Origin of the sequence: Acidovorax sp. SUPP950 (assembly GCF_030158935.1) — a bacterium.
Taxonomy (GTDB): domain Bacteria; phylum Pseudomonadota; class Gammaproteobacteria; order Burkholderiales; family Burkholderiaceae_C; genus Paracidovorax.
The window spans coordinates 1,409,212-1,430,015 of sequence record NZ_BQXE01000001.1 but is presented as its reverse complement, the minus strand read 5'-3'; the positions used below and the strand labels follow the sequence as shown (position 1 = coordinate 1,430,015).

Here is a 20,804-nt window from a genome sequence, read left to right as displayed (position 1 = left end):
TGCTTCCTGTACGCAGGCCTGTCGCCGTTGGATTGCTGGCGTCGCGAAATTTCAGTGCATCGCGCGCCCGGGTGCATGCGGTCAGGTCCGGGTGCCGGTGGCGCCGTCCAGCACCATGCGCACGCTGCGTGCCAGGTCTGCCAGCCGGTAGGGTTTTTTCAGGATCTCGAACTCCGTCGGCGCGACATTGGCCAAGCTGCCCATGTCGCGGTCGAACCCCGTGGTGAGCAGGATGTGGATGCCCGCCACGGTCTTGCGCATCTCGCGCGCGAGTTCGTAGCCGTTCAATCCCCCGGGCATGACCACGTCGGTGAAGAGCAGATCCGGCAGTGCGTCCTGTGGCATCGCCCGCACCAGTTTCAGCGCGGCATGTGCGCTGTGCGCCGTGTGCACCGTGTAGCCCAGGCCTTCCAGCATGGCCTGGGCCAGTTCGGCCACCTCGACCCGATCGTCCACCACGAGGATGGTTTCATTGCCTCCGCGATTCTTCGGGACCAGCGATTCGGCCAGGTCGGGGTGGGGACGGCCATGTACGGCAGGGAAATACATGCGGACCGTGGTGCCCAGGCCCACTTCCGAATAGATGGTGACAGCACCGCCCGACTGCTTGGCGAAGCCGTACACCATCGACAGGCCCAGGCCCGTGCCCTTTCCTTCTTCCTTGGTGGTGAAGAAGGGGTCCATCACGCGCGACACCACTTCGGGCGGGATGCCGGCGCCGGTGTCCGTCACGGAGATGGTGGCGTAGCGGCCGGACTGCAGTCCGGAGAAGTTGTTGCCATCCTGAGCATCCAGGTGGATGGCCTGGGTTTCCACGCGGATGCGGCCCCCGTTGGGCATGGCATCGCGGGAATTCAGCAGCAGATTGAGCACGGCCACTTCGAGCTGCGTCGTGTCCAGCTCGCAGTTCGGCAGGTCTTCGCCGAGCACGTACTCCATCTCGATCGCATCGCCCAGCGTGCGCTCGGCCAGGGTGGCCATTCCCCGGGCGAGGCTGTTGAGATTGACCACCCGCCCTTTGAGCTTTTGCTTGCGCGAGAAGGCCAGCAACTGCTGGGTCAGCGTGGATGCCTTGGACACCGCACTGCGGATGCTGTCGATGGAGCGGTCGATGTCCTGCGGACCCAGGCGGTTGTTGCGGTTCTTGACGCGCATGACGTCCAGGTGCCCGGACATCACCTGAAGCAGGTTGTTGAAGTCGTGGGAGATGCCGCCGGTGAGTTGGCCCAGGGCCTCCATCTTCTGCGCCTGCGAGAGGGCTTCCTCCGCATCGCGGCGTCGGCTCACGTCCAGCTGCGAGGCGAAGAAATAAACCAGTTCGCGCCGGCTGTTGTAGACCGGGGAGATGAAGAGGGCGTTCCAGAACGAGGAGCCGTCCTTGCGGTAGTTCAGCAGTTCCAGCGAAATCTCGCGCCGTTGCTCGATGGCTTCGCGGATGGCGGCGACGGTGTTGCGGTCGGTGGCCGGGCCCTGCAGAAATCGGCAGTTGTGCCCCATGATTTCCTGAACGGAGTAGCCCGTCATCGCCACGAAAGCCCGGTTGCAGAACACGATGGGGTTGTCGGGCTGGCGGGGGTCGGTCACCAGCATGGGCATGCGGGTGGTTTCGATGGCCGCAAAGAAGATGTCGTCCTTGTGGTCGGACACTTCGCTGGGGGCGCCTTCGGCCACGTAGGCTTGCCACGGGCCGGGTACGGGGGGCTTTTCGCTGCTGCTCATGTTGCAGGAATCGTAATGCAATCGTCCTTGCCACTGCCTGCCAGATCGGCCTGCCCGATGTAGGCGCACACGCCGCCGCTGCCTTTTCGAATGAAAGCCGGGGCCGCAGGCGAGCGCGCTCAAAGCCCGTACGTCAGCGCTTTCGCCTTGCCCCAGAACACCCGGTACATGAAAATGGTGTAGGCGACGATGGCTGGCAGGGTGATGCCCACGCCCACCGCCACGACCACAAGCGACTCTGGCGCGCTCGCCGCCTGCCACACCGTGATGCGGTCGATGACGATGTAGGGGTAAAGGCTGTATGCCAGCCCGAAGAACGCGAGAAGAAACACCGCGACGGTGGCGACGAACACGATCCAGCCGTAGCCCGCGTTCACGATGCGCGGGGTGTGCAGCACGTGATGGATGGCGAACAGCGCCGCGGCGCAGGCCAGGGGAATCGGCAGCAACACGAAGAGCTGGGGCAGCGCGAACCACTTCTCGAACACCGTGTGGCTGACCAGGGGCGTCGCCAGCGAAATGGCGGCGAGGGCCAGTGCCATGGGCCACAGCACGGCACGGCCCCACGCCAGCGCCTTGCGCTGCAGGTCTCCTTCGGTCTTCATGAGCAGCCAGCCGGCACCGAGCATGCAGTAAGCCGCGGGCAGCGTGGCGGCAATGCCGGCGGCGAACAGCGTGGGCCACAGGCCACCTGCGAAGCCGGTTACATAGGCGCCCAGCATCCAGCCCTGCGCGAGCGTGGTCACCAGCGAGCCGGCGGCGAAGGTGCGGTTCCAGGCGGTCTTGTGGGCATCGCGCGCCTTCACCCGGAAGTCGAACGCCACACCGCGCAGGATGAGCCCCAGCAGCATCACCGTGGCCGGCGCATAGAGCGCTGAAAGCACCACGCCGTGGGCCATCGGAAAGCACACCAGCAGCACGCCCACGCCCAGCACCAGCCAGGTTTCGTTGGCATCCCAGAACGGTCCGATGCTGGAGACCATGGTGTCTTTTTCGCCATCGGTGGCGAAGGGCAGCAGCATGCCCACCCCCAGGTCGTAGCCGTCCAGCACCACGTACGCCAGCAGGGCCAGGCCCATGACCGCCATGAAGGCGAGGGGCAGAACATTGGCAAGGGTCATTTCCATGGCGGGCACCTCAAACGGCTTGCGGCGCCGGCGGGCGGACCGCCGGCGTGGGCATGGCGGCGTGTTCGGCCATGTACTTGATGACGGCGACATAGCTCACCAGCAGCGTGGCATACACCGCCAGATAGGCGGCGAGCGACATCGCCACGGTGGAGGGTGGGTGCTGCGCCACCGTGTCGGCGGCGCGCAGCAGGCCGTACACCAGGTAGGGCTGGCGTCCGATCTCGGTCACATACCAGCCGGCCAGCGTGGCCACCCAGCCCGAAAAGGTCATGGCCACCAGGGTGAACAGCAGGGCGCGCGGGAGCGAAGCCACGGGAGAGGCCTCCTTTCGGCGGCGCCACAGCGCGAAAGCGCCCCACCATGCCACCGCCAGCATGAGCATGCCCATGCCCACCATCAACCGAAAGCTCCAGAACACGGGTGCGACGGGCGGATGCGCGCCTTGGAATGCGTCGAGGCCCTTGAGCTCGGCCTCGCTGTCGTGCGCCAGGATCAGGCTGGCGGCCTTGGGAATCTGCACGGCGTAGTCGGTGCGGCCCTCCTTCTCGTTGGGCCAGCCGAACAGCGTGAGCGGCGCGCCCTTTTCGGTGTGCCAGATGCCTTCGATCGCGGCGATCTTGGCGGGCTGGTGCTGCAAGGTGTTGAGGCCATGCATGTCGCCCATCAGGATCTGTGCGGGGATGGCCACGGCCACCGCGACGAGGGCGGCGCGCAGCGCCAGGGGCGTGCCGAGCGTGGCCGTGCCGCGGATCAGCTGCCAGGCGCTCACGCCGGCCAGCAGGAAACCGGCGGTCAGCGTGGACGCCAGCAGCTTGTGGCCCAGGCGGTAGGGGAAAGAGGGGTTGAAGACAATGGCCAGCCAGTCCACCGCGTGGAACTTGCCGTCGATGATCTCGAAGCCCGCAGGCGTCTGCATCCAGGAGTTGAGGCTCAGGATCCAGAAGGCCGACAGGGTGGTGCCCCCGGCCACGAGCAGGGTGGCGATCAGGTGCACGCGGTCGCTCACGTGCTGGCGGCCGAACAGCATGATGCCCAGGAAAGTCGCTTCCAGGAAGAACGCGGTGAACACCTCGTAGCCCAGCAGCGGGCCCGCGATGTTGCCGGCGCGCTCCATGAAGCCGGGCCAGTTGGTGCCGAACTGAAAGCTCATGGTCACCCCCGACACCACGCCGAGGGCGAAGGTCAGCGCGAAGACCTTGGTCCAGAAGTAGTAGGCCTGCTCCCAGCCCTGCGCGGCCGGGGTGCCGGCGGCGGCCCGGTGGCGCAGCCGGAAGTACACCAGGAACCAGCACAGCGCGATGTTGATGGTGGGAAACAGGATGTGAAAGCTGATGTTGGCCGCGAACTGGATCCGCGAGAGCATGAAGGTGTCCATGGCGATCTACCGGTCCTTTCCGCCCTGCTTGACGGTGCCGCCCTTGCCGGTGAGCCGGTCCTTGAACTCCAGCACCCGCGTGACGGCAGTGCCCATGCCCATGAGTTGCATCGCGGTCTCGGGTGCGAGGCGCTGCACGTCATCGAACCAGGTCATCAGGCGGTCGATGAGGTCGTGCATTTCCTGCATGCGCTGCTGCGCGTGGCGTTCGTCCTCGGACGCGGGCTCTTCCAGCAGGGCCATGCGCAGCATGGACAGCGTGGGCTCGATCTCGCGGCGCCGGCGCTCTTCGGCCAGGGTGCGGAAGATCTGCCAGACGTCCTGCGGCGCTTCGAAGTACTCGCGCCGGTCACCCGGCTGGTGGCGCAACTGGACGAGCCGCCAGGCCTGCAGTTCCTTCAGGCCCATGCTCACGTTCGAGCGCGAGAACTCCAGCGTCTCGGCGATTTCATCCGCATTGACGGGGCGGGGCGACAGGTAGAGCAGGGCGTAGATCTGCCCGACGGTGCGGTTGATGCCCCAGCGGCTGCCCATTTCGCCGAAATGGGCCACGAATTGTCGATTCAGGGAGGGGAGCGGCTTGATCTGTGTCATGCCGCGATTGTGCTTCAGGTTTACTGAGTTTTCAGGATTTACTGAAAATTCAACAAGTACATCGGGGTCGATTCATCGATGGAAAGCGCTGCAAGGCCGGGATGGGCCGTTCATCCCAGGGCGGTATCGAGCAGCATCATCACCACGAAGCCCAGCATCAGCCCTCCCGTGGCGAAAGCCTCATGCCCCTTGCGGTGGGATTCCGGAATGATCTCGTGGCTGATGACGTACAGCATGGCGCCCGCGGCCGCGGCGAGCCCCCAGGGCAGCAGGCTGGCCGACAGGCCGATCAGTGCCACACCCATGACGGCCGCCACCGGCTCGATCAGGCCGGACACCACGCCCAGGCCCGCGGACATCCAGCGGCCGTAGCCCACGCCGCGCAGGGCCAGCGCCACCACCATGCCCTCGGGAACGTCCTGGATGGAGATGCCCGCGGCCAGCGCCTTGGCACCCACGCCATCCGGGCCGGCGAAAGCGACCCCGATGGCCAGGCCCTCGGGCAGGTTGTGCAGCGTGATGGCGAGCACGAAGAGCCAGGCGCGCTTGATGGCACGGGCCTGCGGGCCTTCCAGCCCTTTCACGAAATGCTCGTGCGGCACGGCGCGATCGATCAGCAGCAACAACAGGGCCCCGCCCAGGATGCCCGCGCCCACGATGCCGCCCGCCCCCCACGGCCCGGCGCCCTGGGACTTCGCCGCGGCCAGGGCGGGAATGACGAGGGAGAACGCGCTGGCCGCGAGCATGACCCCGGCGCCGAAGCCGAGCATGGTGTCGTGCGTGCGTTGCGAGAACTTCTGCGACAGCAGCACAGGCAGCGTGCCCAGCGCCGTTGCTGCAGCCGCCATCAGCCCGCCCAGCAGGGCGCCGCGCAGCCGGTCGTCTCCGCTGACCAGGCCACCCATGGCCTGTGCCGAGAGGATGGCCAGGCCCGCGGCCACGATGCCCAGCCCCAGCCATTGGCGCCAGGACAGGGCGTGATGCGCGGGCACTTCGGCATGGCTTGCCGGATCATGGGAATGCAATGGCATGGCAAGGACTCCTGCAAGGATGGGCGGGGGTGGGCGGAGACCACGGCGGCACGACGCCGCGGCGGTGCCTTCGGGCGGCTACATGTACACGCTGCTCAGCCGCAGGCTGCCATTCACGCCGGCCGGGAAGAACCCGCCCTGGCTGGCTGCGTTGGGCGTGAGATAGACGATGTTGAGCACGTCGTCCGGAGAGCGGCTGTAGGCGATGCCGTTGGCGTCCAGCGGAACGATGTTCGATGCCCCGCTGGCGTCGGGTGCGATCCCCTGATCCAGGTCCTTGGAGTTGTCCAGGGTGTCGCGCGCGTCGGAAATCTTGCCCGCCGCCGCCTGGGCATCGATGCCCTTCGAATACAGCACCGTGCGCACCAGGCCCGCGTGGTAGGCCTCGGCGGCCAGGATGCCGGCAGCGGCCTCCAGGTAGGTCTTGTTCTGGATCAGCGGCGCGGCGCCCTTGTAGGCCGTGACGCCCACGTCCTCGAAGATGAAGGCGCCCAGCAGAAAGCTCAGATCGTCCTTGTAGGGATTGAAGGCCGTCCCGGCCGGGATCAGCCCGGAGGCCTGTGCCGCCTTGGAGAAGGCACCGTTCGGGTCGGTGCCGCCCACGTCGATCGACGGCATGGCGACGGCAGACGATCCCAGGGCGGCCCGCAGGAAGTTCACATGGGCCAGTTCGTCGGCGGCGATCTCCTTGGCGTAGGCGGCCACCACCGGGTCGGAGAAGGGCACCTTGGTGCCGCCGATCACGGTGCCGCGCGTGCCTGTGCCAGTGGTCTGCGCATCGGGCAAACCGGCGCCGGTCGTGGCGTAGAGGTAGAACTGCGCCTCCAGGTATTCCAGGTTCAGCGCGAAGTTGAGAATCTCCGGGTCGGTGGGGGCGTCGGCGCCGATGGCCGGGCCCGATCCGCCGCCGCACGCGGTCAGGATGGCGCCTCCCGCCATGCCGGCGGCAAAGCCCCCGGTCTTGCGAAAGAACATGCGACGCTCTTTGAGCTTGTCGGAGCGGCGTTGCAGGATTTCAAGGGGCGATGCAGGGATGTCGATCATGGTGGTTCCTGGTGGTGTGCGGAGCACGAAGGTCACATGTCGGTCCAGCGGCAGGGAGCCGTTGCCGGAGAGGCAGGAAAGCGGGGCCGGCCGATGCCCGGCACTGCATGCCATGGATCGCCTCCGCCGTCTTCCTGTGGTGGGGGTACGGGGCTGGGGCTGCAACGGATTCAAGTTTTTTTGCACGTCATCCATGCAGTGGCGCGGCATGGCGGATGGCCCGCTGGGGCTACCATCGCCCATGCGAAAAAACTTCACCCTCATTTCCCCCAACAAGCAGCGCGACCGTGTTCTGGATGCCGTCAAGCATGAAATCCGCCAGTACCTGCGCCGCGAACGCAAGCGCGATCTGCCCGCCGGATCGAACTACTGGGACTTCGACTGCCGCTTCGGCCTGACGAAGGATTCCGCGGAAACCGTGCCGCTGGCCGACCTGATCGATCGCGTGGGCGCTGCGGCGGCGGACGGGGCGGATGCCTTCTATGTGGAGGTGCTGGCACGCCCGGCCGTGAAGGCCGTGCACGAGCGGCGTGCCGCCCCGGACGACGAAGGGGACGACGAGGGCGCGCAGGGGTAGGCCGAAGCAGCGGAGAAGGTCCGCTGGCTGCCATTGGCAGTCATGGCAGTCAAAAGCCGCTCATGCCGGCGGATTGTTTGCCGTTGTTGCTATGAATTCAATAGCAAATATCTGAAATGAGCGCTCCCGGCCCTGGCTCTGTGGAAGGCGTCACCCGCCTTCCGAGGGCCCGGGATCGGAGGCGATCCCCGCGCCGCTGTGGCGGTTTGCAGCATTTTCTGACCGAGGCCATGCAGCAGGACGCGTGCGTGGCGCCTCGTCCCTGTCTTCATCTTTCGCGCTCGCACGTCTTCATGGGTAAGGTCATTCACCGCGGATTCGCGGTTTCTTTCTGTCACCAATTAATAATAATTCTCATTAACATTTCATGGATGATCGATGAAATAGTCCATGAAATAACCGCTTGCTCTTTTGGCGCTGGATGGCAGCGGGGAGCGCTGTAGGCGGGCGACCTGCCGGGCCAGGGGCGAAGGCAGCCGGCAGCCGGCCGCCCCGGACCATGGCGATTTATTCAGTTCACTGGGAGGTGCTGTACATGTCTTTGCATTCGTCCGGGCCATCGCTCGGAGAGGTGTTCGTGGCCAACCGGGCGCAGCTTTTGCGCGTGGCGCACAAGATCGTTCGCACGATGGATCTGGCGGATGACATCGTGCAGGACGCCTATCTGCGCATCGTCGGCGGTGCGAGCGAACGCAAGATCGACCAGCCCATCGGCTACTGCTGCCAGGTGGTGCGCAATCTGGCGCTCGACCATTGCCGGCGGCAGGCCGTGGAGCGCAACTGCGTTGCCTCCGGCATGGATGTCGAAGCCCTGGAGGTGGCCGGGCCCGGGTCGCCCGACCGCCTCATGCGCGACCGGCAGCTGGTGGGCCTGATCGAAAAGGCGTTGGCGGACCTGCCCACGAGAACCCGCGTGGCATTCCAGCTGTACCGGCTCGATGGCATGACGCAGCGCGACATCGCCATTTCGCTGGGCTGCGCGCTGGGGCTGGTCAACCGGCTGATCGCCGAGGCCACCCAGGCCATTGCCGCCCTGCACCACCTGCTCACGGACGATTGAAACGCTCGCCACGGCGCCATCGAACTCCGTACTTTCCGAAAAAGCGCTTTGCCCGGCGAGGCCCACTTGCGGTAAGGTGGCCGTCAGCCAGGGCCGGTGCATCCGCATCCGGTCGGTTGGCCACCGATGCGCCGCGGCGCGAGCGAGTTTGAGGCATGACACAAGCCGACCCCCATTGGGCCGTGGCGTGGGACTGGGTACAGCGCGAGTACGACCGAGAGAATTTCGACCCGGCTGCCCGCGCGGCGATGATGCACTGGCTGGCGGCCGACGAGGCGCACCGCAAGGCCTACGACAAGGCGGCGCGGCTCTGGCTGCTGGCCGGCCTGACGGCACCCATGGGCGATCTGGAGGAGCACGCTTTGGCGCAAGTCCAGCCCAGGATGCAGGACTGACCTGCCTGCCTGTCTGGCTGCCAGCGTCGTGCAGCCACCCTTGCCCTGCCAGAATTCCTTTCGTCGCGCGCATTCTTGCGGGTCGGATGGTGCGCCGCATGCGCTGCGTCGCGCACCATCCCGTGAACAGATTCGTCCCTGCTGCGTCTAGTTGAGCAGAAGCGCATGGCGCGTCCTTGTCGGACTGCGCTGTGCAGCCATCCCTCTCAACTGCCCAAGGACGTATCCATGTCAACCAGCTGCCTCGACCGCGACGACGAGACCTTCATTGTTCTGGTCAACGAAGAAGACCAGTACTCGATCTGGCCGCACTGGAAAGCCATTCCGAGCGGCTGGTCGGCCGTGCCGGGCGTGCAGGGCGACAAGAAAGCCGTGCTGGCCCATGTCGAGCAGGTCTGGACGGACATGCGCCCCCGGTCGCTGCGCGAGTGGATGGAGGGGCAGGCGGCTTCGGTGTCTTCTTCCGTGGGCGGCTGATGCCCGTCGAATCCCGCATCGATCTGCTCTGCCTGCCCTGTGCGGGCGCCAGCGCCGCGATGTATCTGCGGTGGAGGCGCCTGCTGCCGCAGTGGCTGCGGGTCGTTCCCGTGGAGCTGCCGGGCCGCGGTGCGCGCCTGGCCGAGGGCTTCGTCCCAGACTTCGATACGCTGGTGTCGCAGTTGTGCTCCGAGCAGTCACAGGCGATGCAGGGTCGCTATGTGGTGTTCGGCCACAGCATGGGCGCCCTGCTGGCCTATGGCATGGCGCGCCGCCAGAAGCAGCGGGGTGGGCCGATGCCGCAGGCGCTGCTGCTGTCGGGGAGTTCGGCTCCCTCGATGCGTGACCCGAATCGGTTCGCGGGCAAGGACAACGATGCCGCCCTGATCGCCGATTTGCGGGAGCAGGGCGGCACACCGGAGGAGGTCTTCGAAAGTGCCGAACTGATGCGCCTTACGCTCGATGCGCTTGCGGCGGACTACCAGGTGTGCCAGAGCTTTCGCCACACCGAGCCAGGGGTCTTGTCCGTGCCATTGCATGTGTTTGCGGGCCGGCAGGACCGCATCGATCCAGCGAGCATGCAGGCATGGTCAGCGGAGTCGAGCGCGGCGTGCACGCTCGACTGGTTCGAAGGCGGGCACTTCTTCCTGCGGCAACAGGAAGGCCCCTTCCTGGAGTCACTCGTGCGCCGCCTGGCGCAGACCACAGCGGGAGGTGCGCATGCCGCTGCAGCGCTTGCCTGAGCCGATGCCGATGGGCATCGAGGGCTACCGCCTCGACTTCGATCTGGAAAGCGATGAAGCACTGCATCTGGACGTCCTGAGTCCGGCGGAGCGCGCACGCGCCGGCCGGTTCCTGCGGGCGGCGGATCGCCTGCGCTTTGCGGAGACCCGCGCGGCCACCCGGCGCTTGCTGGCCGGCCGCCTGGGCTGCGGACCCGCCGAGGTGCCGCTGGCGCAGGATGCCCATGGCAAGCCGTTCATTGAAAAAGGTGGCGAAGTACCGCTGTTCAACGTGTCGCACTCCGGAGGCCATGCGCTGATCGCCGTGGCGGACCCGGGCGCCGTCAGTGCCGTGGGCATCGACATCGAGCAATGCCGCGAAGGGCTGGATATCGACTCCCTGGCGCAGACCGTTCTGACCGATCGGGAGCGTGTCGCGGTGACCTGGGCGACCGATCCGCAGCACGCCCTGTACCAGTGCTGGGTGGGCAAGGAAGCGGTGCTCAAGGCCATCGGCGTGGGCATTGCCGAGCACTTGCGCTGCGTAGGCATTCATCCCGACCGGGAAGGCCGGTGGTCAGTGGAAAGCACTGTGCCGCAATGGTCTGGGCTGGAGGCCATGGCGCTTTCAGCGCCGCCGGGCTACATGGCGGCGCTGGCATGGCGCAGCAAGGTGCCGGCTCCCGGTTAGTGGGCCGAGGTCTACCGCATCCGCCCGCCGCCCTCCAGGGCGCGAAACGGGCCAATCAACCATGGGAATGGACACATGACAGGCTTGACAGCATCGGCTGGCCGGATGGACCCGGCACCGAAGAATTTCGTGGAGCACCTGCAATCGCTGGCCCTGACGCGGCCGGATGAGGTGTGGCTCACCGTCGCGGGCGAGTCCGACGGTCAGCCGGTGGAAAGGGCCTTCACTTACGGCGCCTTCGAGCGGCGCACGCGGTCCCTGGCGGCGCGGCTGCAGCAGCAATGCGCGCCGGGTGATCGGGCCCTGGTGATGCTCGACAACGACGAACACTACGCCGCGAGCATGCTCGCCTGCTTTTACGCCGGTGTGATCGCCGTGCCCGTGTTTCCGCCGGAATCCCTGCGTCCCCAGCACCTGGCCCGGCTCATGGGCATTGCCACCGATTCCCAGGCCGCCTGCGTGCTCACCTCTTCGGCGCTTTTGGCGCTGATGGCTTCGGCCAAGGAGGGTTTCGATCAGGTCCGGACGATCGCCGTGGACTCGGTGGCTCTGGAATTGGCGGAGGACTGGCGCCCGTTTTCCCCGTCCGATGACGACGTGGCCTTCCTGCAATACACCTCGGGATCGACTGCTGCGCCCAAGGGGGTGATGGTCACGCACGGCAATCTCATGGCCAACGAGTGCGCCATTCGTGAGCGCATGGAAATCGGTCCGCAGGACAAGTTCGTGTCGTGGGCGCCGCTCTATCACGACATGGGCCTGATCGGCGGGCTGCTGCAGCCGCTCTACAGCGGCGCGCCTTTGGTGCTGACTTCGCCTCGGTACTTCCTGGAGCGTCCGGTGCGCTGGCTGGAGTTGATTTCGCGCCACCGCGCCACGCTGAGCGGCGGCCCCGACTTTTCTTACCGGCTGTGCACGGAGCGTGTGTCCGCGTCCCAGATGGATGGGCTGGACCTGTCGTGCTGGCGGGTGGCCTACACCGGTGCCGAACCGGTGCGTGCGGACACGGAACTCGGGTTCTGCGAGCGCTTTGCCTGCACAGGCTTTTCCGCTCAGGCCGTGTACGCCTGCTATGGCCTGGCCGAAGGAACGCTCTTTGTCACGGGCAGCCAGCGCGATGCCGGCATGGTGGCCCACCATTTCGACAGCGAGCAGCTCGCGCAGGGCGTGGGGGCGCGCCTGGAAGGCGAGGGCCATGCAGGCTCGCCGCTGGTGGCCTGCGGCACGGCGGTGCCGGGGCACACCGTCATGCTCGTCGATCCGTCGACGCTCGCCGAGAAAGCGCCGGGCCGGGTCGGCGAGATCTGGGCCGCAGGGCCGAGCATCTGTGCGGGCTACTGGGGCAAGCCGCAAGAAACGGCAGCCACGTTCGTCGAACGCGAGGGCCGCCGCTGGCTGCGCACGGGCGATCTCGGCTTCTTGCATGGGGAGCAGCTGTATGTGACCGGCCGCATCAAGGACCTGATCATTCTGCGTGGGCACAACCTGTATCCGCAGGACATCGAACGCACCATCGAGGGCAGTGTGGATGCGGTGCGCAAAGGCCGGGTCGCCGCCTTCGCGGTATCGGGACCGGACGGAGAGGGCATCGGCGTGGCTGCGGAGGTTTCGCGCAGCCTGCAAAAGCTCGTACCTGCGGCGGCACTGGCCGAGGCGCTTTCGGCTGCCGTCAGCGAAGTGTTCGGGCAGGGCCTGTCGGTGGTCGTGCTGCTCAACCCTGGGACACTGCCCAAGACCTCCAGCGGAAAGCTGCAGCGGCAGGCCTGCCGAAAGGGCTGGGAGGGCAAGACGCTGGATGCCTATGCCGTCTGGGAACATGGTGCCCTGGTAGAGGGGAAGGCCCCGGTTCAAGCAGTCAGCGGCCCGCTCTCCGACCACGAGCAGGCCCTGGCGGAGATATGGCGCGAACTGCTGCAATGGCCGCAGGACCGACCCATCGAGCGGGGCACGCACTTTTTTGCCGCCGGTGGCAACTCCCTGCTGGCGGTGCAGGCCGCGGTGCGCGTGGCCACGCGCTGGGACATCGAGTTCACGCTGCGCGATTTTTTCGAGCAACCGCGATTGGCCAATTGCGCTGCCATGGTTCAGGCGCGGCAGCGCAGTGCGACGGGAACGGTGCCGCCGTTGCGCATCACGCCTTTGCCTGCCGAGCAGCGCTTTCAGGGGCTGCCGTTATCCGCCGCGCAGGCGCGCCAGTGGTTCCTGTGGCAGCTGGCGCCGAGCAGCGCGGCCTACCACGTCGCAGCGGCGGTGCGTCTGGAGGGCGCACACCTGCCGACCTCGGTGCTGCAAGCCGCCGCCGAGGCGCTGGCCACACGGCACGAATCGTTGCGCACCGTGTTTCGCGCAGGTGCCGATGGCACGCCCCGGCAATGGATACAGCCTGCCTTGCAACCCGTGGTTTCCGTGGCGGACCTGAGTGGGCTGCCCGGCGGCGAACAACGGTTGCGCATCGACGAACTGGCATTGCAGTGGAGGACCGAGCCCTTCGATCTTGGGCGCGGCCCTCTGTGGCGCCTGGCGCTGATTCGCCTGGCCGACACGTCGCAGATCGTCGTGCTCGTCATGCACCACATCGTGTCCGATGCGGCGTCCATGCAATTGCTGCTGGACGCCTTGGCGGCGCACTGTGCCGCCGCGTTCTCAGGCAGCGGCTTGCCCCTTCTTGCGAGCGATGGCCTCCAATATGCGGACTATGCCGTTTCGCATGGCGCCTGGCTGCAGGAAGGGGAGGGCGCGCGCCAGCTGGATTGGTGGCGTAGCCAGCTGGGCGAGGTGCACCCGGTGCTGGCCCTGCAGACCGACCACCCGCGCCATGCCCAAGGCCGCTATCGCGCGGCGCGCCACGAGATGGCACTGCCGGCGGATTTGCTGGCAACCCTGCGCCAGCGGGCGCAGGCGCACGGCACCAGCCTGTTCACGGTGCTGCTGGCAGCGCTGCAGGCGCTGGCGTATCGCTACACGGGCATGGAGGACATCCGCATCGGCATTCCCGTGGCCGGCCGGCACCGTCCAGGAACGCAAGGACTGGTCGGCCTATTGGTCAACACCGTTGTGCTGCGCAATGGTGTGCAGGCTGGCATGGCGCTGGAGGAACTTCTGGCGGGCGCCCGCGCATCCATGCTGGGGGCGCATGACCACCAGGACCTGCCCTTCGACCAACTCGTCGAGGCATTGAAGCCGCAACGCAACGCGGGGCAGAACCCGCTGTTCCAGCTGCTTTTCAACCATGTTTTTGAAGACTACCGCGCGCTCGAACGGATTCCGGGTGTCACGGCGCACGCACACGCCCTGCCGGAAGGCGAGGCCCAATTCGAATGGGTACTGGAGTCGAGGGAGCGGGCCGATGGACACCTGTCGCTGGCCATCCTCTATGCGGCGGAGCTGTTCGATTCTGGGACGATGGAGCGGATGGGGGCGCACTACATGGCGCTCTTGCAGGCGCTGGCGGAACGTCCCGGGCAGGCGGTGGGCGAGGTGCCGTTGCTGGGCGCGGCGGAGCGCGATCGGCTGGCGGCGTGGGGCGACAACCGCCAGGGCCACGGCACGCCGGTGGCGGTGCACGAACTGTTCGAGCGCCAGGCGGCGGCGCAGCCCGATGCCCCTGCGTTGGTGTTCGGTCAGGAGGCGCTGAGCTACGGCCAGCTCAACGCCCGCGCCAACCAACTGGCGCACCGGCTGGTGAAGCTGGGGGTGCGGCCCGAGACGCGGGTGGGCATTTTGGTGGAGCGCAGCACCGAGATGGTCGTGGGGCTGTTGGGCATTCTGAAGGCCGGGGGGGCGTATGTGCCGCTGGACCCGGAGTACCCGCCGGAGCGGCTGGCCTACATGGTGCAGGACAGCGGCATCGGCCTGCTGCTCACGCAGCACCAGTATGGTGGCAAGGTGCCCGAGACGGCGGGCTTGCAGGTGCTGGAGCTGGACACGGTGCGGCTGACCGAAGAGCCCGAGCACGACCCGCAGGTGGCGCTGCACGGCGAGAACCTGGCGTACGTCATCTACACCTCCGGCTCCACCGGGCGACCCAAGGGCGCGGCCATCCGCCACAGCGCGCTCCACAGCTGCATGGCCTGGATGCAGCAGACCTATGCGCTCAATGCGAGCGACACCGTGCTGCACAAGGCCCCATTCGGCTTTGACGTCTCGGTGTGGGAGACCTTCTGGCCCTTGACCACCGGCGTGCGGCTGGTGGTGGCCCAGCCCGGGGACCAGAGAGACCCCGAGCGGCTCGTGCAGCTCATCCGCCAGCACCAGATCACCACCTTGAACTTCGTGCCCTCCATGCTGCAGGCCTTCCTGGCGCACGAAGGCATCGAGCACCAGACGCGGCTGCGCTACATCATCTGCGGGGGCGAAGCCATGCCCGCGGCCACCCAGAGCGAAGCGCTGCAGCGGCTGCAAGGCGCCTCGCTGCAGAACCTGTACGGCCCCACGGAAACCACCATCCACGTCACGCAGTGGCAGTGCCGTGAAGACGGAGGCACGCAGGTGCCGATTGGACGGCCGATCTCGGCCACGCAGGCGTGGGTGCTGGATGGGCAGTTGAACCCGGTGCCGCAGGGCGTGGCGGGAGAGCTGTACCTGGGAGGCATCAGCCTGGCGCGGGGCTACCTGGGGCGGCCGGGCCTGACGGCCGAGCGGTTCGTGGCGGGGGAGGGCGGCCAGAGGCTGTACCGAACGGGAGACCTGGTGCGCTGGAACGCGCAGGGGCAGCTGGAGTACCTGGGGAGGCTGGACCACCAGGTGAAGATCCGGGGGCTGCGGATCGAGCTGGGGGAGATCGAGGCGCAGTTGCTGGCGCAGCCCGAAGTGCGGGAGGCGGTGGTGGTGGAGCAGCAGGGCCGGCTGGTGGCGCACGTGGCGCTGCATGGCGAGCGCCAGGAATTGCAAGCGCAGGACGAAGGGGCCGGGATCGATGCGGCCTGGCTGCGCGAGAGGCTGGGCAAGGCCTTGCCGGACTACATGGTGCCGGGGGCGGTGGTGGTGCAGCCGGGGCTGCCGCTGAACGCCAACGGCAAGGTGGACCGCAAGGCGCTGCCGAAGGCGCAGTTCGGAGGGGGTTCGGGGTACGAGGCGCCGCAGGGGGAGATCGAAGGGGCGCTGGCGCAGATATGGGCCGAGGTGCTGGGGGTGCAGCGCGTGGGGCGCTATGACCAGTTCTTCGACATCGGCGGCCATTCCTTGTCGCTGGTGCGTGTGCACCGGCTGCTCCAGTCGCGCTGCCAGATCAGTTTGCCCCTGGTCCAGCTTTTCCAGTACCCCACGGTCGAGGCCCTGGCCCGACGAATCCATCAAGGCGCAGAGGCCGCCGCCGGAGCCGAGCAGGCCGATCAACGCGCCTTGCGCCAGCGTGCGGCACTGCTTCAGCGCCGTCAATCCGCAGAAAGAGTGAACTGATGCCGCATACCAACACCCCGCCGGAATGGACCGGCATCGAGATCGCCATTGTCGGCATGGCCGGACGTTTTCCCGGCGCCGACGACGTGGAGGCCTTCTGGCACCAAATCCGGACGGGAACCGAATCGGTGGAGCACTTCAGCGACGAAGCGCTGCGCCAGCGCGGCGTGCCGCAGTCGTTGCTGGACGACCCCGACTACGTCAAGGCCGGCGTGCCTTTCAGGGGCGCCGACCAGTTCGATGCCGGACTCTTCGGCTACACGCCGCGCGAGGCCGAACAACTCGACCCCCAGCAACGTGTTTTCCTGGAGTGCGCATGGACCGCGTTGGAGCACGCGGGTTGCGATGCCCAGCGTTGGCCAGGCAAGGTGGGCGTGTATGCCGGTGAGGGGCCGCACCTGTACCTGATCCGGCACCTGCTGCCTGCCTTCGGCCTTGGCAAGGACACCGGCATTGCCGAATTGCTGGGGCTGCTCAGCGCCAATGCAGGCAGTTCGCTGTGCACGCGCGTGGCCTACAAACTCGATCTTCGCGGGCCCGCCGTCACGGTGCAGACCGCGTGCTCCACCTCGCTCGTGGCCGTGCACACCGCGTGCCAGGCGCTGCTCGGCCATGACTGCGACATGGCCCTGGCGGGTGGGGTGTGGCTCAACCTGCTGCAGGAAGACGGCTACCGCTACCAGGCCGGCGCGATTCTCTCGCCCGACGGGCACTGCCGCGCTTTCGATGCGCGCGCCGCCGGCACGGTGATCGGCAGCGGCTGCGGCATCGTGGCGCTCAAGCGGCTGGAGGATGCCCTGCGCGATGGCGACACCGTGCACGCGGTGATCAAGGGCTCCGCCATGAACAACGACGGTTCGGACAAGGTCGGATTCACCGCACCCAGTGTTAACGGGCAGGCCGAGGTGATCCGCGCTGCACAACTGATCGCGGGGGTGGCGGCCGATACCGTGGGCTATGTGGAGGCCCACGGCACCGGCACGGTGCTCGGCGACCCGATCGAGGTGGCCGCGCTGACCCAGGCATTCCGTGCCGATACCGAGCGCAGAGGCTTTTGCGCCCTGGGGTCGGCCAAGAGCCACATCGGCCACTTGGACGCCGCCGCAGGCGTGGCGGGCTTGATCCGTGCGGTGCTGGCGCTCAAGCACCAGACCCTTCCCCCCAGCCTGCATTTCGAGCAGCCCAACCCTTCCATCGATTTCTCCAGCAGCCCTTTCTATGTCAATGCAACTGCACGGCCCTGGCCTCGGGCGGGTGTGCCCCGCCGCGCTGGCGTGAGCTCATTTGGCATCGGCGGTACCAACGTGCACGTCGTGCTGGAAGAGGCACCTGCGCTGCCGGTCCGTTCCGGCGCACCATCGGGGTGGCAGGTCCTGCCGCTGTCGGCGCAAAGCCCCGCAGCGCTGCGGCAGGCCGCGCAGGCCCTGGGCGAGCACCTCGATGCGCACGCTGATACATCCCTGGCCGACGTGGCTTTCACCCTGCAGACGGGGCGCCGCACATTGCCCCTTCGGGCCGCCATCGTCAGTGACGGCGCCACTTCGGCGGCGCGGGAACTTCGGGCGGCCGAAGGGGCGTTGGGGCATCCGGCCCGTGCGCCCGAAGTGCCGCCCGAGGTGGCTTTTCTGCTGCCAGGTGGCGGCACGCAGCATGCCAACATGGGATTGGCCCTGTACCGCAGCGAGCCCGTGTTCCGCGAAACGGTCGATCGGTGCTGCAAGACCCTGAGACAGGCCGAAGGGCTGGACCTGCTGGCCTTGCTCTACCCCCCACCAGGCCAGGAGGCACGGGCCGACGCCCAGCTCGCACGCATCGAGTTCACGCAGCCCGCCCTGTTCGTCGTCGAATACGCGCTTGCCCGCCTCTGGATGTCGCGCGGCGTGCAGCCCACCCTGCTGCTGGGCCACAGCTTGGGCGAATACGTGGCCGCGTGCCTGGCCGGCGTGTTTTCCCTGGACGATGCGCTGCGCCTCGTCGCCCTGCGCGGCCGGCTCATGCAGTCGATGCCGGCCGGGGCCATGACAGCCATCGCGCTGCCCGAGTCGGAACTCGCGTCTTTCGTGGCGGCGGGCTGCGACATCGCGGCAGTCAATGGCACCCAGCTGTGCGTTCTCGCCGGGCCTGTGAAGGCCGTGGAGGCGGCTGAGCAGGCCCTGCTCGCCCGCCAGCTCATGCCGCGCCGCCTTCACGTCGAGGTGGCATCGCATTCCGCGATGACTGAAGGCATTGCCCTGGCCTTGCAAAAGGCGGTGGGCGCCGTGCCACGCCATGCCCCGAAAATCGCCTTTCTATCCAATGTCACCGGCCGGCCGATCACGGCGGAGCAGGCGACCGACCCGGCCTACTGGGCCCGGCACCTGCGTGGCACCGTGCGCTTCGCCGACGGACTGGAGGTCATTCTCCGTACCCCGGGCCGTGTGCTGCTGGAGGTCGGCCCCGGCGAAACACTGTCCGGCCTGGCACGCCAGCACCCGCTGGCGCATACGGCGGCCGGCATCTGGCCCAGCCAGGCCCACCCGCAGCAGCAGGTGCACAACGAACGGCAGATGGCGCAAGCCCTGGCCAGCCTCTGGAGCGCGGGCGTGGCGATCGACTGGGGAGCCTGCCATCCCATGGGCCAGCGGCGGCGCCTGCCACTGCCGGGCTATGCGTTCCAGCGCCGCCGCTACTGGGTGGATGCTCCGGTGGCAGGGCTGCCTTCGTCTTCGGCGATCGCTCCATCTCTGGCTGGCGAGGCGTTCTACGTGCCTGACTGGAAGTCCATTCCCCCTGCCGAGGCCGTAGTGGCTGAAGCCCGCGCTGGCGCATGCACGCTGGTGTTCGGTGACCGCAGCGATTTCTGTGAAAGCCTGCTGCAGGCGCTGCAGCAGCGCTCCGCACCAGGGCACGCCGTGGTGTGGGTGCAGGCCGGTGCGGCCAGCCACCCCATCGGTCCGCTGCACCATGTCGTGCGGCCCGGCCACCGGGCCGATCTCGCGCAGCTGCTGGCGCGCGTGCAGGCGGCACATGGACCAGTGGTGGAAGTTCACCATCTTTGGGCACTGGACACCGCCGTTCCTGCAACCGATGCGGCCCTGGAGCGGGGCTATTTCAGCCTGCTCGCCTTCGTCCAGGCGCTGCAGGATTCGGCACTGGGGCGCGAGCAGCCGCTGGCCCTGCGGGTGGTCGCCAACCAGATGGCCGATGTCTCGGGCCTCGATCCCCTGTGCCCTGAAAAAGCCATGCTGGTCGCGCTGTGCAAGGTGATCGGGCAGGAATATCCCCACATCGATTGCCGTGCGACGGACGTGATTCTTCCCTCCAGCATCGACGGCACGGCCTGGCTGATCCGGCAACTGGCGGCCGATGCGCAGCACCGCCGGGAAGACCCCCTGCGGGTCTATCGCGGGCGCAAGGTCTGGCGCCTCGCGTACGAGCCACTACCGCGTCCGGAGATGCCCTCGAGCGCACGCGGCACCGCTCGCCTTCGCCCGCAAGGGGTCTATCTCATCACCGGGGGACTGGGCGGTGTGGGCCTGGCGGTGGCAAGGCATCTGGCCGAGCATTGGCAAGCCCGCCTGGTCCTGCTGGGGCGGACTGCGATGCCCGCGCCCGACCGGTGGGACACCCTGGCGGCGGACCCTGCCCAGCCACCGGCGCTGCGCCAAAAAATGGTGCAGTTGATGGAGCTGAAAACTTTGGGTGGCGACGTGCTGACCCTGTCCGCCGACGTGGCCGACCCCTTGCAGATGCAGGCGGCCGTGGCGCAGGCGCGCCAGCGATTCGGCGCCCTGAACGGTGTCATCCATGCGGCCGGCCATGCCAACAGCGGCATGATCGGCCAGCGCAGCGCGGCGGAGGCCCGCGAGGTGTTTGCACCCAAGCTGCGTGGCACCCAGGCCTTGCTGGCCGCCGTGCGTGGTGAGCCGCTGGATTTCGTGCTGCTGTGCTCTTCCATCTCCAGCATGGCGGGCGGATTGGGCATGAGCGACTATGCCGCAGCCAACGCCTACCTGGACGCGGTGGCCGCGCTGGAGCAGCGCACGTCACGCTGTCCGGTGGTCTCGGTCAACTGGGATGCCTGGCGAGACCTGGGTATGGCTGCCGGCCTGGTCCTGCCCCCCGGGGTGGGCATGGACGGCCCGGAAGGCGCGCAAGCCCTAGAGCGCATCGTCAACGGCCCGGCACACGCCCAGGTGGTGATCTCCACCACCGATCTGGCGCAGCGCCTCGGCGACATCGACAACGGCATGCTGGAACTGCTGGAGACAACGCCCGTTCCTGCCGCCGGTCGCAGCCGGCATCCGCGTCCAGTGCTGCCAACGCCCTACGTGGCGCCGGATGGAGACCTGGAGTTGGCCCTGGCCGAGGTCTGGCAGGACATGCTGGGCATGAGCAGCGTCGGCGTGCACGACAACCTGTTCGAGCTGGGGGGCGATTCCCTCCTGGCCATCCAGCTCCTCGCCAGGGTCCGCAAGGCCTACGCCGTGGAACTGCACCCTGCCGCATTCTTCAAGGCGCCCACGCTGGGCGCCCTGGCCCAGCTCGTGGAAGCACGCCTGATCGATGAGATCGAACGCAGTGCGGCTGCCGCCGCTGCCTGACCTCTGTTG

Annotated in this window: 14 protein-coding genes; 8 read left to right on the top strand and 6 right to left on the bottom strand. The window is 67.5% G+C overall.

The annotated features are described in order from the left end of the window. Nucleotides 1-81 precede the first annotated feature (81 nt). The 6 genes from AVME950_RS06560 to AVME950_RS06535 all read right to left on the bottom strand — a co-directional run bounded on the left by AVME950_RS06560 (nt 82) and on the right by AVME950_RS06535 (nt 6,893). Nucleotides 82-1,719, bottom strand: coding sequence for a histidine kinase famiy protein (locus AVME950_RS06560; RefSeq protein WP_284429193.1), 1,638 nt, complete (start codon nt 1,717-1,719; stop codon nt 82-84). 119 nt (nt 1,720-1,838) lie between these two features. After that, nucleotides 1,839-2,840 carry a cytochrome d ubiquinol oxidase subunit II gene (locus tag AVME950_RS06555; protein ID WP_502869382.1) on the bottom strand — a complete coding sequence of 334 codons (1,002 nt, stop codon included), beginning with the start codon at nt 2,838-2,840 and terminating at the stop codon, nt 1,839-1,841. A 16-nt stretch (nt 2,841-2,856) separates the two neighbouring features. Further along, nucleotides 2,857-4,224: a cytochrome ubiquinol oxidase subunit I gene (locus AVME950_RS06550; RefSeq protein WP_284429191.1), complete on the bottom strand. Its 1,368-nt coding sequence runs from the start codon at nt 4,222-4,224 to the stop codon at nt 2,857-2,859. A 6-nt stretch (nt 4,225-4,230) separates the two neighbouring features. Further along, a complete protein-coding gene (locus AVME950_RS06545) occupies nt 4,231-4,818 on the bottom strand; it encodes a GbsR/MarR family transcriptional regulator (RefSeq protein WP_284429190.1) in 588 nt (195 codons plus the stop codon). 110 nt (nt 4,819-4,928) lie between these two features. Further along, on the bottom strand, nt 4,929-5,849 hold the full coding sequence (locus AVME950_RS06540) for a ZIP family metal transporter (protein WP_284429189.1): 921 nt from the start codon (nt 5,847-5,849) through the stop codon (nt 4,929-4,931). A gap of 78 nt (nt 5,850-5,927) precedes the next feature. Then, a complete protein-coding gene (locus AVME950_RS06535; RefSeq protein WP_284429188.1) occupies nt 5,928-6,893 on the bottom strand; it encodes a ferritin-like domain-containing protein in 966 nt (321 codons plus the stop codon). A gap of 241 nt (nt 6,894-7,134) precedes the next feature. Here AVME950_RS06535 and AVME950_RS06530 point away from each other — a divergent pair, with 241 nt between their 5' ends. From AVME950_RS06530 to AVME950_RS06495, 8 genes are all read left to right on the top strand, one after another. After that, nucleotides 7,135-7,470 carry a DUF6172 family protein gene (locus AVME950_RS06530; RefSeq protein WP_284429187.1) on the top strand — a complete coding sequence of 112 codons (336 nt, stop codon included), beginning with the start codon at nt 7,135-7,137 and terminating at the stop codon, nt 7,468-7,470. A gap of 535 nt (nt 7,471-8,005) precedes the next feature. Next, entirely contained in the window at nt 8,006-8,530 is a 525-nt protein-coding gene (locus AVME950_RS06525) for a sigma-70 family RNA polymerase sigma factor (protein WP_272548815.1), read from the top strand. Between the two features lie 155 nt (nt 8,531-8,685). Continuing rightward, on the top strand, nt 8,686-8,925 hold the full coding sequence (locus AVME950_RS06520) for a DUF4880 domain-containing protein (protein WP_284429186.1): 240 nt from the start codon (nt 8,686-8,688) through the stop codon (nt 8,923-8,925). Nucleotides 8,926-9,153: 228 nt separating this feature from the next. After that, the gene (locus AVME950_RS06515; protein ID WP_284429185.1) at nt 9,154-9,402 is read left to right on the top strand and encodes an MbtH family protein; all 249 of its coding nucleotides are present in this window, start codon (nt 9,154-9,156) and stop codon (nt 9,400-9,402) included. Then, nucleotides 9,402-10,145: a thioesterase II family protein gene (locus AVME950_RS06510; RefSeq protein ID WP_284429184.1), complete on the top strand. Its 744-nt coding sequence runs from the start codon at nt 9,402-9,404 to the stop codon at nt 10,143-10,145. Before AVME950_RS06515 ends, AVME950_RS06510 begins: the two co-directional genes overlap by 1 nt. Continuing rightward, the gene (locus AVME950_RS06505; RefSeq protein WP_284429183.1) at nt 10,123-10,815 is read left to right on the top strand and encodes a 4'-phosphopantetheinyl transferase family protein; all 693 of its coding nucleotides are present in this window, start codon (nt 10,123-10,125) and stop codon (nt 10,813-10,815) included. Before AVME950_RS06510 ends, AVME950_RS06505 begins: the two co-directional genes overlap by 23 nt. Before the next feature lie 75 nt (nt 10,816-10,890). Continuing rightward, nucleotides 10,891-16,212 carry a non-ribosomal peptide synthetase gene (locus AVME950_RS06500; RefSeq protein ID WP_284429182.1) on the top strand — a complete coding sequence of 1,774 codons (5,322 nt, stop codon included), beginning with the start codon at nt 10,891-10,893 and terminating at the stop codon, nt 16,210-16,212. Beyond that, nucleotides 16,212-20,795 carry a type I polyketide synthase gene (locus tag AVME950_RS06495; protein ID WP_284429181.1) on the top strand — a complete coding sequence of 1,528 codons (4,584 nt, stop codon included), beginning with the start codon at nt 16,212-16,214 and terminating at the stop codon, nt 20,793-20,795. Before AVME950_RS06500 ends, AVME950_RS06495 begins: the two co-directional genes overlap by 1 nt. Nucleotides 20,796-20,804: the final 9 nt, after the last annotated feature.